General features: G+C 38.9%; 14 protein-coding genes and 1 riboswitch. Of the genes, 13 read left to right on the forward strand and 1 reads right to left on the reverse strand.

Annotated elements, in window-relative coordinates:
* The first annotated feature begins 92 nt into the window (after window positions 1-92).
* The 3 genes from trxA to VK91_RS14150 all read left to right on the forward strand — a co-directional run bounded on the left by trxA (window position 93) and on the right by VK91_RS14150 (window position 3963).
* Complete coding sequence (gene trxA, locus VK91_RS14140; protein WP_004226420.1) at window positions 93-404, forward strand: thioredoxin; 312 nt, start codon at window positions 93-95, stop codon at window positions 402-404.
* A gap of 123 nt (window positions 405-527) precedes the next feature.
* Entirely contained in the window at window positions 528-2318 is a 1791-nt protein-coding gene (gene uvrC, locus VK91_RS14145) for an excinuclease ABC subunit UvrC (protein WP_048393674.1), read from the forward strand.
* A gap of 107 nt (window positions 2319-2425) precedes the next feature.
* Window positions 2426-2603, forward strand: a riboswitch (Lysine riboswitch).
* Between the two features lie 133 nt (window positions 2604-2736).
* Window positions 2737-3963, forward strand: coding sequence for an aspartate kinase (locus VK91_RS14150; protein ID WP_048393676.1), 1227 nt, complete (start codon window positions 2737-2739; stop codon window positions 3961-3963).
* A gap of 98 nt (window positions 3964-4061) precedes the next feature.
* On the opposite strand, the gene VK91_RS14155 is transcribed toward VK91_RS14150, so the two are convergent.
* Complete coding sequence (locus tag VK91_RS14155) at window positions 4062-4496, reverse strand: YslB family protein (RefSeq protein WP_048393678.1); 435 nt, start codon at window positions 4494-4496, stop codon at window positions 4062-4064.
* 272 nt (window positions 4497-4768) lie between these two features.
* On the opposite strand from VK91_RS14155, the gene VK91_RS14160 reads away from it, so the two are divergent.
* The 10 genes from VK91_RS14160 (at window position 4769) to VK91_RS14205 (ending at window position 12380) form a co-directional block, all read left to right on the forward strand.
* Window positions 4769-5377 (forward strand): succinate dehydrogenase cytochrome b558 subunit, encoded by a 609-nt coding sequence (locus VK91_RS14160; protein ID WP_004226428.1) that lies wholly within the window; start codon window positions 4769-4771, stop codon window positions 5375-5377.
* 66 nt (window positions 5378-5443) lie between these two features.
* The gene (gene sdhA, locus VK91_RS14165; protein ID WP_004226429.1) at window positions 5444-7198 is read left to right on the forward strand and encodes a succinate dehydrogenase flavoprotein subunit; all 1755 of its coding nucleotides are present in this window, start codon (window positions 5444-5446) and stop codon (window positions 7196-7198) included.
* Window positions 7199-7203: 5 nt separating this feature from the next.
* The gene (gene sdhB, locus VK91_RS14170) at window positions 7204-7983 is read left to right on the forward strand and encodes a succinate dehydrogenase iron-sulfur subunit (RefSeq protein ID WP_004226431.1); all 780 of its coding nucleotides are present in this window, start codon (window positions 7204-7206) and stop codon (window positions 7981-7983) included.
* 195 nt (window positions 7984-8178) lie between these two features.
* The gene (locus VK91_RS14175) at window positions 8179-8643 is read left to right on the forward strand and encodes a thioesterase family protein (protein WP_048393680.1); all 465 of its coding nucleotides are present in this window, start codon (window positions 8179-8181) and stop codon (window positions 8641-8643) included.
* Window positions 8644-8830: 187 nt separating this feature from the next.
* Window positions 8831-9052 carry a LuxR C-terminal-related transcriptional regulator gene (locus VK91_RS14180; protein WP_004226437.1) on the forward strand — a complete coding sequence of 74 codons (222 nt, stop codon included), beginning with the start codon at window positions 8831-8833 and terminating at the stop codon, window positions 9050-9052.
* Window positions 9053-9126: 74 nt separating this feature from the next.
* The gene (locus VK91_RS14185; protein WP_016991542.1) at window positions 9127-9579 is read left to right on the forward strand and encodes a MarR family winged helix-turn-helix transcriptional regulator; all 453 of its coding nucleotides are present in this window, start codon (window positions 9127-9129) and stop codon (window positions 9577-9579) included.
* A 10-nt stretch (window positions 9580-9589) separates the two neighbouring features.
* Entirely contained in the window at window positions 9590-10387 is a 798-nt protein-coding gene (racE, locus tag VK91_RS14190) for a glutamate racemase (protein ID WP_004226440.1), read from the forward strand.
* 132 nt (window positions 10388-10519) lie between these two features.
* Window positions 10520-11269 (forward strand): ribonuclease PH, encoded by a 750-nt coding sequence (gene rph, locus VK91_RS14195; protein ID WP_048393682.1) that lies wholly within the window; start codon window positions 10520-10522, stop codon window positions 11267-11269.
* Window position 11270: 1 nt separating this feature from the next.
* A complete protein-coding gene (locus VK91_RS14200; RefSeq protein WP_004226443.1) occupies window positions 11271-11864 on the forward strand; it encodes an XTP/dITP diphosphatase in 594 nt (197 codons plus the stop codon).
* 12 nt (window positions 11865-11876) lie between these two features.
* Window positions 11877-12380, forward strand: a complete 504-nt coding sequence (locus VK91_RS14205) for a metallophosphoesterase (protein WP_009373890.1) — start codon at window positions 11877-11879, stop codon at window positions 12378-12380.
* The last annotated feature ends 41 nt before the right edge of the window (window positions 12381-12421 follow it).

The following is a 12421-nucleotide window of genomic DNA, read 5'->3' on the forward strand; positions in this document are numbered from 1 at the left end:
TTGCATAAAAAATACATTGTAGGCAGATTGTTCGCTCAAGTGAATTTATCCATGCTATACTACAAGCATAGTAAGTTTAAGGAGGATTTCAAATGGCAATTGTACATGCAACAGATGCTACGTTCCAGGACGATATTAAAGAAGGGTTAGTACTAGTAGACTTTTGGGCTGCTTGGTGCGGACCATGTAAAATGATTGGGCCAGTTCTTGAAGAAATGGACGCAGCAGGTAGTGCGGCTAAAATTGTAAAAGTTGACGTTGACAATAACCAAGGTACTGCAGCTCAGTATCAAATTATGTCAATCCCATCTTTACTATTATTTAAAGATGGAGAATTAGTTGACAAAACAGTAGGCTTCCAACCAAAAGAAGCTTTAGAAGCATTTATCGCAAAACATGCGTAATGAATGAAGTTCACAAAGCCGAGCCATCAATTGATGTGTTCGGCTTTTTTTCGTTATATAATAAAGAAAATAACTAACATTATTCTAATGAGGGGAATTTTTACTTAGGGGGGCAGGTAGGTAATGAACGATTTAATAAAGCGAAAACTGGATATTTTACCAGATCAACCTGGCTGCTATTTGATGAAGGATCGACAAGGGACTATCATTTATGTCGGTAAAGCAAAAGTTCTAAAAAACCGTGTACGTTCTTATTTTACTGGAACACATGAAGGGAAAACGCAAAGGCTTGTAGGTGAAATAGAAGATTTTGAATATATTGTAACGTCATCAAATATTGAAGCACTTATTTTAGAGCTGAATCTCATCAAATTACATGATCCAAAATATAATGTCATGTTAACGGATGATAAGACCTATCCATATTTAAAAATTACGAATGAAAAACATCCTCGTCTGATTACGACACGGAAGGTAAAAAAGGATAAGGCGAAATATTTTGGTCCTTATCCGAATGCCTATGCAGCAAGTGAAACGAAAAAGCTATTGGATCGATTGTATCCGCTGCGCAAATGTGTACAATTACCTTCCAAGGTTTGCTTGTACTATCACATGGGTCAATGCTTAGCACCTTGTGTGAAGGAAATTGAAGGTCAGGTTTATCAAGAAATGATTGAGGATATGACGAAGTTTCTAAATGGTGGTGTGGAGGCAGTCAAAAAAGAGCTTGAAGTTAAAATGCTAGCAGCTGCAGAAAACCTGGAATTTGAGCGAGCGAAGGAATTCCGAGACCAAATTGCCCATATTGATACGGTTATGCAGAAACAAAAAATAGTTTCAAGTGATACAACAAATCGAGATGTATTTGGCTATGCTGTTGAAAAAGGATGGATGTGTGTTCAGGTTTTCTTTGTGCGCCAAGGAAAGCTGATTGAGCGCGATGTCTCAATTTTCCCCATCTATCAAGATGCAGAGGAAGAATTTTTAACATTTGTTGGGCGCTTTTATGAAAAGCCAGAGCATATTAAGCCAAAAGAAATTTTTATTCCACAAGCCATTGATGCAGCTATCTTAACAGAATTATTAGAAATTAAAGTGCTCACACCGAAAAGAGGTCAAAAGAAGGAATTGGTTGAATTAGCTACCAAAAATGCTGAAATTGCTGTGGCAGCTAAATTCCAGCTAATAGAGCGTCAGGAAGAACGTACGATTGGTGCTTGTGAGGCACTTGGTGAAGCAATGGGTATTAGTACACCTTTACGAATTGAAGCTTTTGATAATAGTCATATGCATGGAACGGATGCAGTGTCTGCTATGGTTGTTTTCATTGATGGGAAGCCTGCGAAAAAGGAGTACCGAAAATATAAAACGCGTACAGCAGCCAAGCATGATGATTACGGTGCAATGCAGGAGGTTATACGTCGTCGCTATATACGTGTTTTAAAGGAAGGACTACCATTACCAGATTTAGTCTTAATTGATGGTGGTAAGGGACAAATGGAAGTAGCCCGTGAAGTACTAGAAGATGAGCTTGGTCTTGTTATACCGATTGCTGGTTTAGCCAAGGATGATAAGCATAATACATCTCAGCTCTTGTTTGGTGATCCACCAGAAGTGATTAGCTTAAAACGTACAAGTGATGGCTTTTATTTATTACAACGAATTCAAGACGAAGTCCATCGCTTTGCTATTACCTTCTTGCGTCAACAGCATGAGAAGCATGCCATTCAATCTGTATTAGATCATATTGAAGGGGTAGGACCAAAACGAAAGCAACAGCTGCTTAAACATTTCGGTTCAGTCAAAAAAATTCGAGAGGCGAGCGAGCTAGCATTACAGGAGGCTGGGATGCCCGCTAATTTAGCAAGCCAAATTTTTAGCTATTTTCAGCAACAATCATTGTCAAAGGAATAGGCATGTGCTATGGTTATAAATAACATTGTTTTCAATGTTATGGAGAGCCAACTGCGTGACTAGTTTGTTTACGCTAAGGCTTAATGAATTGAATACATTCACTTTAAAGTGATGATAGAGGTGCAAGATTCAAGAGTAACACGATGGAGGATGGACAAGTCCAGAGATATTGTGTGAAAGGGGAGCTTGCCGAAGTACAGTATTGTTGTTCCATTGCTGTACTGGTTTTGCATTTAAGAAATGTAAGACTGTCGATTCTAAACGTTTCGGAGAGCTATCACACATGCGCAAGTTACGATTATTGTACATGTTATAGGCAGCTTTCACGTTATGTGGAGGCTGCCTTTTAGTTTTCTAGAAACGGTTTTACCCCCCATAATTTGGTGAAATACATGAACTGGAAGGGAGAACGAAAGAAATGGCTAAAATCGTGATGAAGTTTGGAGGAGCTGCATTAGCTTCTTCTGAACAAATCCAAGAGGCTGCTAGGAAAGCGATTGCTGAAAAGGACAAAGGATTGGATGTAGTAGTGGTCGTTGCAGCAATGGGACACACTGCGAAAGAGATGAAAATGATGGTACACCAACTAACTGACGATGTGTCGAAAAGAGAATTAGATGCAGTTTTGTCAACTGGATCTCAATTATCTAGTGCTTTATTTACCATCGCTTTGCAGGAAGCAGGCTATGAGGCTGTATCTCTAACTGGATGGCAAGCTGGTATACATACGGATGGTATGTATCGACATGCTCGTATCGACTATATAGATATTAGTCGTATGGAAGAACATTTTGCACAGGGACAAATTGTGGTTATTGCTGGAGAACAAGGGATTGACGAAGTGCACAATATCACCACGCTTGGAAAAGGTGGAGCTGAAACAGCTGCTGTTGCACTTGCCATAGCGTTGGAAGCGGAGAGAGTAGATATGTATACAAATGTGGATGGTGTTTATACAGCAGATCCACGATATGTTCCCAATGCCCAAAAGCTTCAAGAAATTTCATATGATGAAATGTTGGAATTATCGAATTTAGGGTCTCATATCATACATCCTCGTGCGGTGGAGTTAGCGAAGAAATTTCAAATGCCTGTTATTATACGTTCAAGTTTAATAGAATCAGTAGGCACTTTATTGAAGGAGGAAGTGGAAATGGAAAAAAATTTAGTCGTTCGTGGTGTTGCATTTGAATCAGATATTATTCGTTTAACAGTAGGGTATGATGCTTTTTCCAATGCTTCATTAGCAGATATATTTACGGTTCTTGCAGAGAACCGTATTAATGTAGATATTATTGTCCAAGCCATTATTGATGGGTTGAAGCCAACTGTATCGTTTTCCATTTTAAAAGAGGAATTTGCGGAAGCATTACGTGTTTTAGAGGATAGTAAATTATCACTGGGATTTAGTTTTGCTGACTTCGAAATTGGACTAGCAAAAGTTTCTATTATTGGTTCAGGCATGGCTTCCAATCCAGGCGTTGCTGCTCGTATGTTTGATCGGTTACGTCGTGAAAATATCCCTGTAAAAATGGTTAGTACTTCTGAAATAAAAGTGTCCGTTGTTGTACCACAGGATGATATGATCCAAGCAGCTAATGCTCTCCATGATGAGTTTAATTTAGAGCAAGCACTTTACATATAATAATAGAAGAAACAGCATTTTATGTAATTGACCGAAATAAAAGGAAGAAAAAAGAAGGATTGTCATCCCATTCTTTAATGGGAAACAATCCTTTTTAATTATTCTGAGGGAATGGTATTCATAATACGTTCTTTAACGTCCCATTTGACTGTAAACATGACGTATTGTTGCTTTTCCCGTTTTTCATTATAGCATTCTGTCAGGTAGCCTTTAGCTAGTTGAATTTGCTCTGCTATAAATCCTGCTTCAAGTTTAAAGCTACGCTGCTTTATTTGAAGAATTTCAGGGTCATTTGTCAACTGGAAAATACGTCCATCTTTTGATTCCTTTATGAGTTCTAATGTACCCCAGCAGGCATCTGCGAAAAATGCGATAAGTTCATCTTGACTTTTACATGGGAACTTGCGAGCAAGCTCTTTACCTGCCCAATAAAGGACGTCATCTTCATGTTTACCAAGTATAGAAGATAGAATATGATCACGAATGATCTCATAGCCAAATGATGAGATTGTAGGAGATGGAGTGTTTAACATTGTTATCCTTCTTTCTTAGAATTTTCTTAAAATTTAACGGTAATAAAGTAATGATAGATTTTTCGAGAAAAAACGACGCATCATGTACTAGATTAGTTCTTTAATAAGCTCTATGAAAAACTCCGAGTTGCCTTGACGCTCGTAGCTCTTGAGAGTACAATAAACATGTCATAATATTGTACCATGATGAAATACACAGTCAATGAAGTATCATTTACAAAATGATGACTTCTTTTGTTGTGCTATTTTAAGTACTAAGGGGGGTAACAGTCTTGTCGAAAGATCGAGAGTTTTTATGGCGTCGCTTACATTCTCTACTTGGGATCATTCCAGTAGGTCTGTTTTTAACGATGCACCTGTTCATTAACTTTACAGCAACAGGCGGGGCAGAAAGTTACAACGATGCTACCGCAGTAATGGAAAAGATTCCATTCCTTATCCTAGTTGAATGGATTGTCATCTATATTCCATTAATGTTCCACGCATTCTATGGTGTCTACATTGCATTCACTGCTACACCAAACACAGGACGTTTCAGCACGTACCGTAACTGGATGTTCTCTTTACAACGTTTTACTGGTGTATTCTTAGTGATATTTATTGCATGGCATATTTTCCAAACTCGTATTCAAAAAGCACTTGGCACACACGTTGATTACGACATGATGGCGAATATTGTTGCTAATCCATTCATGCTTGGATTCTACATTGTTGGTATTTTATCAGCAACTTTCCACTTATCTAACGGTTTATGGGCATTCCTAGTAAGCTGGGGTATTACACAATCTCCTCAGTCTCAAAAGATCGCTACTTACGTAACAAACATTCTTTTCGTAATTCTAAGTGTAGTTGGTGTGGCTGCTATTTTAGCTTTCGTATAATTCAATAGAAGCTACGATAGAGCACATGCAATCATTGCAATTTTTTAAGAGGAGTGAGAAATAATCATGGCGAAAAGCAAAATAATTGTTGTCGGCGGTGGTCTTGCCGGTCTGATGGCAACGATTAAAGCAGCTGAAGTTGGTACTGAAGTTGATTTATTCTCATTAGTTCCTGTAAAACGCTCACACTCTGTTTGTGCGCAGGGCGGAATTAATGGTGCGGTAAATACTAAAGGTGAAGGGGATTCTCCATGGATCCACTTTGATGATACAGTTTATGGTGGGGACTTCCTAGCGAACCAACCACCAGTTAAAGGTATGTGTGATGCAGCACCTGGCATTATCCACTTAATGGACCGTATGGGTGTTATGTTCAACCGTACACCAGAAGGACTTTTAGATTTCCGTCGTTTTGGTGGTACTTTAATGCACCGTACAGCTTTCTCTGGTGCAACAACAGGTCAACAATTACTATATGCGCTAGATGAGCAAGTTCGTTCTCATGAAGTAGCTGGTTTAGTAAATAAATATGAACACTGGGAATTCCTTGGTGTTATTATCGATGAAGACGGCGTTTGTCGTGGTATCGTAGCGCAAGATATGCGTACAGAAGAAATTAAATCATTCCGTGCAGACGCTGTTATTATGGCGACTGGTGGCCCTGGTATTATCTTCGGTAAAACAACAAACTCTGTTATTAACACAGGTTCTGCTGCTTCTATCGTTTATCAACAAGGTGCTTCATATGCGAATGGTGAATTCATTCAAATTCACCCAACAGCGATTCCTGGAGATGACAAAAACCGTCTAATGTCAGAATCAGCTCGTGGTGAAGGTGGTCGTATTTGGACTTATAAAGACGGTAAACCTTGGTACTTCCTAGAAGAGAAATACCCAGCTTATGGTAACTTAGTACCACGTGATATTGCAACACGTGAAATTTTCGACGTTTGTGTAAACCAAAAACTTGGTATCAATGGCGAAAACATGGTATACCTAGATCTTTCACATAAAGATCCACATGAATTGGACGTTAAACTTGGTGGTATCATCGAAATCTATGAAAAATTCGTAGGGGATGACCCACGTAAATTACCAATGAAAATTTTCCCAGCAGTTCACTATTCAATGGGTGGATTATGGGTTGACTACAATCAAATGACTGAAATTCCTGGTCTATTTGCAGCAGGTGAATGTGATTACTCTCAACATGGTGCAAACCGTCTTGGTGCAAACTCATTATTATCTGCTATCTACGGTGGTATGGTTGCAGGACCAAACGCAGTAGACTATGTAAAACACCTTAAAAAGCATGCTGAAGATCTTCCACAAGAGATTTACGATGCTCGTGTAAAAGAGGAACAAGCGAAATGGGATGCTATCATGAAAATGGAAGGCACAGAAAACGCTTACTTACTGCATAAAGAGCTTGGTGAAATGATGACTGCTACTATGACTGTAGTACGTTACAATGATCAGCTTGAAGATACATTGAAAAAACTTGATGAGCTTACTGAGCGTTGGAACAACATCAACATCAATGATACGCAAAAATGGAGCAATCAAGGCGCACACTTTACACGTCAGCTTAAAAATATGTTAGTGCTTGCAAAAGTAATGACAAAAGGTGCACTATTACGTAATGAATCTCGTGGTGCACACTATAAACCTGATTTCCCTAACCGTGATGATGAGAACTTCTTAAAAACAACAATGGCGAAGTTTGACCCAGCTACTGGTAATCCAATCATCACGTACCAAGAAGTCGACGTTTCATTAATCCCACCACGTAAACGCGACTACTCTGCGAAAGGAGACTAAAAGTTATGCAAATCGCAGCTAATACTGGAAGAATGGTCAAAGTGGAAATCTTACGTCAAGATACACAAGGCGGCAATAGCTACTGGCAAAAATTCCAAGTGCCTTACCGTCATGGTATGAACGTAATTTCAATTTTAATGGAAATTCAAAAAAATCCTGTTACTGAAGATGGTGTAAACACATCACCAGTATCATGGGATATGAACTGTTTAGAAGAAGTTTGTGGTGCATGTTCAATGGTGATCAATGGCCGTCCACGTCAATCATGTTCTACACTAGTAGACCAATTGACAGAGCCGATTAAATTGGAGCCAATGAAAACATTCCCTGTTATTCGTGACCTACAAGTTGACCGTGAACGTATGTTCAACGCGCTTAAAAAAGTTAAAGCATGGGTACCAATCGATGGTACGTATGATTTAGGTGAAGGTCCACGTATGCCAGAAGGTAAACGTCAATGGGCTTATGAACTATCTAAATGTATGACTTGTGGTGTATGTATGGAAGCATGTCCAAACGTGTCTGAAAAAGCTTCATTCATCGGACCAGCTCCATTATCACAAGTACGTCTTTTCAACACTCACCCAACTGGTGCTATGATTAAAGATGAACGTTTAAATGCGATTATGGGTGACGGTGGCCTTGCAAACTGTGGTAACTCTCAAAACTGTGTTGCTGCATGTCCAAAAGGGATTCCTTTAACAACATCCATCGCTTCATTAAACCGTGCAACTACAGTGCAAATGTTCCGTAACTTCTTCGGTTCTGACCACTACGTAGACTAATATACGGACAAGCTGAACTCCCTTACACGAAGTGTAAGGGAGTTTTTTATAGTTATAGAAATGAAATTTATCAAGTTGTTTATTTACATTTTTTCTATGATAATATAGCATTTTCTTTTATAATGAATATGTATTCATTTTGTTTGCCGTTGATTGATAAAAGACGGGCAATTACATGACAGGGGATGGTATATCATGAAGGCAAATTATATCGATAATTTTCAAGAGTGGGAAAAGGGTTTTTCATTTTTTAGCGAGGTACGAGTGCGATTTTCAGAAACAGACATGTATGGTCATATGAACAATACGATTAGCTTTACATATTTTGAGCAAGCAAGAATTGATTACTTCAGACATTTAGGAATTTTAATGGCCCCAGTTGGAGAAGAGAATGTGAAATCTATACCTATTGTAGCCGATTTACAATGCGATTATGTAAAGCAGGTTTTCTTTGATGACGTACTACGAATCTATACAAAAATCGCGCAAGTTGGGAATTCGTCGATGGACATTCACTATCTAGCAAAAAATCAAAAGGACGAAATCTGTTTCACTGGTCGTGGAACAATTGTACAAATGGATCCTCGTACAGGTAAAAGTGTGCCGATTTCAGAGGAAGAAAAAACGAAATTCATTCAGTTGGCCATTCTGCCTCACTAGTTCAATATATAAGTATATGTAAATTTATTGAAATAGTAGGTTTTGCTTTTTACGTAAAATTTATGAATGTAACAATGTAATTTTCGAAATTTTTAAGGAAACATGGAATAATCATGCAAATAGCCGTCACCGCTTCCTGCCCCTTAACATAAGTTACAATACGTGCGGGGGAGGAGGGTGTAACTGAATGAATGGCTCTCATCATCGTTCTCTTTTAACAAACCGAGAACGTGAAATATTTGCGCTTTTATTAGCTGAAAAAACAACGAGAGATATTGCAGAGCAGCTTGGTATTAGTGAAAAAACAGTGCGAAATCACATTTCCAATACAATTCAAAAGCTAGGTGTAACGAATCGATCTCAGGCGTTAATTGAGCTGTTACGCTTGGAAGAATTTAAATTAGACTAATGGACACTTGCTATTTCGTGAAAAAAACGACAAAATAGAACTATTCAACGTATTTTTAGGAGTGAAATAGTTATATGTCGGATGAAGTAACAAAGCACTCACCTGAAACCGTTGCAACGGTTGAAAAGGAATTACGCTATATAGCGGCCATCGTGAAGCAAAAGGGAAGAGAAATTGTTTCCGATTATGCGATTACGCCGCCACAATTTGTTGCATTACAGTGGTTAGAAGAGCTTGGTGATATTACAATTGGCGAATTATCAAACCGTTTATATTTAGCTTTTAGCACGACAACAGATTTAGTGGACCGAATGGAGAAAAATGAATTAGTCAAGCGTGTGCGTGATGAAAATGATCGCCGTGTCGTTGTCGTTCATCTTCTCGAAAAGGGCGAACGTATCATTCAAGAAGTAATTGAAAAAAGACAGCAATATTTGCAAGAGATGCTTGTTGGTTTTAATGAACAAGAAGTCGCGCAATTATCAAGCTATTTAGAAAAACTACATGTACACATGAAACAGGATTGAGGCGGAAAGTATGAATGCCCCGATAGGCGTTATTGACTCAGGAGTAGGCGGTTTAACCGTAGCAAAAGAAATCATGAAGCGATTGCCAAACGAAACGATTTATTATATTGGCGATACAGCAAGGTGTCCGTATGGTCCAAGAAGTCGTCAGGAAGTACGGAATTTTACTTGGCAAATGGCAAAAGCACTCGAAAAAATGAATGTTAAGATGCTCGTTATAGCTTGTAATACAGCGACTGCAGTAGCACTCGAAAGTTTACAAAGAAATATGCCTTTTCCAGTACTAGGTGTTATCAATGCTGGCGCACGTGCAGCTGTAAAAAAAACGAAGCGACATGAAGTCGTTGTGCTTGCAACAGAAGGAACAATTAAAAGTGGGGCGTATGAAGAAGCCTTATTGTCACTCAATACGTCAACACATATTATTCCACTAGCTTGTCCCACATTCGTACCACTTGTAGAAAGTGGCGAATATAAAGGTGACTTTGCAAATAATTTAATAGCAGAAGGCTTAAAGCCGTTGAAAAATCGACAATTTGATACGGTTATTTTAGGGTGTACACATTATCCTATTTTACAAAAACAAATTGAAGCTGTTGTCGGAGAAGATGTGAATGTTTTATCTTCTGCGGAGGAAACAGCAAAGGATGTACAGGAAATGTTAGCGTATAATGGCACTTTAGCAAATGCAAATGCGGTGCCTGCTCATAGATTTTTTGCAACTGGTTCTGTCCCAATTTTCCGTTCGATTGCTGAGAATTGGTTAGAGCAAGGTACTCTCGACATAAAACGTATCACATTAAAATAAAAAATCAGCTTAGCAACAGGCTAGGCTGATTTTTGCCGTTTTTAGCATTGTACATAAGCCACCGAGTACTTTTTTGATGGCACAAATTATGATAAGATGAGGGCGCGAAAGTTTTTAGGAGGAACGAAATATATGACAAGATATGATGGTAGAAATGCAGATGGGCTACGACCTGTGAAAATAGATAGTGAGTATCTATTACACCCTGAAGGCTCCGTATTAATTCAAGTAGGCAATACAAAAGTAATTTGCACCGCAACGATTGAAGACAAGGTACCTGGTTTTCTACGTGGGCAAGGGAAAGGGTGGATTACTGCCGAGTATTCCATGCTGCCTCGTGCAACCGCTCAACGTACACCACGTGAATCCTCTCGTGGGAAAGTCAATGGTCGTACAATGGAGATTCAGCGCTTGATTGGGCGTGCATTGCGTGCTGTAGTCGATTTAGAGGCGCTAGGCGAACGTACTGTATGGATTGACTGTGATGTCATTCAAGCGGATGGCGGTACTCGTACAGCATCCATTACGGGAGCATTTGTTGCCATGACACAGGCCATTGCTAAATTTGCTGAAGAAAAGCCATTTGAAAAATTCCCAGTAATAGACTTTTTAGCAGCTACAAGTGTTGGGATCGTTGAAGAACAAGGCGCTATTCTTGATTTAAATTATGTAGAAGATGTGGCTGCAGCTGTTGATATGAACATTGTGATGACAGGCGCAGGACGATTTGTTGAATTACAAGGTACTGGTGAGGAAGCTACTTTTTCTCGTGAAGAACTAAATGAATTGTTAGCATTAGGTGAAAAAGGCATACAACAATTAGTTGATCTTCAAAAAATAACGCTTGGTGAACTGGCACACAAAGTTGGAGGGAATCAATAATATGAAACAAGTAGTCATCGCCACAAAAAATAAAGGAAAAGCAAAAGATTTTGAAGCATTATTTGGACCACTTGGTTATGAAGTCGTAACAATGTTTGAAGTGGCACCAGATATGGAAATAGAAGAAACAGGAACAACATTCGAAGAAAATGCCATCTTAAAAGCAGAAGCATTGGCGAAGGAGCTTAATACCATTGTTATTGCAGATGACAGTGGTTTAGCAGTAGATGCATTAAATGGTGAGCCAGGTGTGTACTCCGCTCGCTATGCTGGTGACCATGACGATGAAGCAAACATGATTAAACTGTTAGAAAATTTACAAGGTGTCGAAGATGACAAACGTACAGCACGTTTTTGCTGCTGTATTGCAATTGCAGGACCTGATTTCGCAACAACAACGGTATTTGGTACATGTGAAGGCGTCATTGCCCATGAAAAGCGTGGAACGAATGGCTTTGGCTATGATCCAATCTTTTTTGTGCCAAGCTTAAATCGAATGATGGCTGAGCTTTCACCAGAGGAAAAGGGTTCTATTTCTCACCGAGGCAATGCAATTCGCAAGTTAAAGGAGCAATTACCGAATCTTATCAAATAAGAGGTGATATCCATGAAAATGCTTGTTATGAGCGATACACATGGTGACAGCCATGTCATCGAAAAGGTTAAAGGTTTTTATCCTGAAATAGATATTGTGGTTCATTGTGGAGATAGTGAACTTCCCTATTCACATGAGGCATTAGAAGGATTGAAAAAAGTACGTGGAAACTGTGATCGTGAGAAGGCTTTCCCTGAAGAAGAAATGTTCATGGTCCATGATGTAAAGATTTTTGTGACACACGGTCATTTATTCAATGTGAAAAATTCCATCTTATCATTATCCTATCGTGCTAAAGAAGTAGGTGCACAGATCGTTTGCTTTGGTCATTCACATATTCTTGGTGCCGAAATGATGGATGATATCCTATTTTTAAATCCAGGCAGCTTATTAAAACCACGTGGTCGTAAAGAGAAAAGCTTTGCTGTTGTGGAAATCAATGCGACATCTTTTAAAGTTGATTGCATGACAGATGATAATCAATGTATGGCTACATATACATTTGATCGACAATAATAGAGAAAATCCGCATAACTAGTAAAGTATGCGGATTTTTA

Origin of the sequence: Lysinibacillus sp. LK3, assembly GCF_001043675.1 — a bacterium.
GTDB lineage: Bacteria > Bacillota > Bacilli > Bacillales_A > Planococcaceae > Lysinibacillus > Lysinibacillus capsici.

Excerpts from the sequence above, each read along its gene's own strand:
- VK91_RS14155 (WP_048393678.1), bottom strand. The coding sequence starts at position 4,496 with ATGTTAAACACTCCATCTCCTACAATCTCATCATTTGGCTATGAGATC.
- rph (WP_048393682.1), top strand. The coding sequence starts at position 10,520 with ATGACAAGATATGATGGTAGAAATGCAGATGGGCTACGACCTGTGAAA.
- VK91_RS14200 (WP_004226443.1), top strand. The coding sequence starts at position 11,271 with ATGAAACAAGTAGTCATCGCCACAAAAAATAAAGGAAAAGCAAAAGAT.
- VK91_RS14185 (WP_016991542.1), top strand. The coding sequence starts at position 9,127 with ATGTCGGATGAAGTAACAAAGCACTCACCTGAAACCGTTGCAACGGTT.
- VK91_RS14205 (WP_009373890.1), top strand. The coding sequence starts at position 11,877 with ATGAAAATGCTTGTTATGAGCGATACACATGGTGACAGCCATGTCATC.
- trxA (WP_004226420.1), top strand. The coding sequence starts at position 93 with ATGGCAATTGTACATGCAACAGATGCTACGTTCCAGGACGATATTAAA.
- VK91_RS14180 (WP_004226437.1), top strand. The coding sequence starts at position 8,831 with ATGAATGGCTCTCATCATCGTTCTCTTTTAACAAACCGAGAACGTGAA.
- VK91_RS14150 (WP_048393676.1), top strand. The coding sequence starts at position 2,737 with ATGGCTAAAATCGTGATGAAGTTTGGAGGAGCTGCATTAGCTTCTTCT.
- sdhA (WP_004226429.1), top strand. The coding sequence starts at position 5,444 with ATGGCGAAAAGCAAAATAATTGTTGTCGGCGGTGGTCTTGCCGGTCTG.
- racE (WP_004226440.1), top strand. The coding sequence starts at position 9,590 with ATGAATGCCCCGATAGGCGTTATTGACTCAGGAGTAGGCGGTTTAACC.
- sdhB (WP_004226431.1), top strand. The coding sequence starts at position 7,204 with ATGCAAATCGCAGCTAATACTGGAAGAATGGTCAAAGTGGAAATCTTA.
- VK91_RS14175 (WP_048393680.1), top strand. The coding sequence starts at position 8,179 with ATGAAGGCAAATTATATCGATAATTTTCAAGAGTGGGAAAAGGGTTTT.
- uvrC (WP_048393674.1), top strand. The coding sequence starts at position 528 with ATGAACGATTTAATAAAGCGAAAACTGGATATTTTACCAGATCAACCT.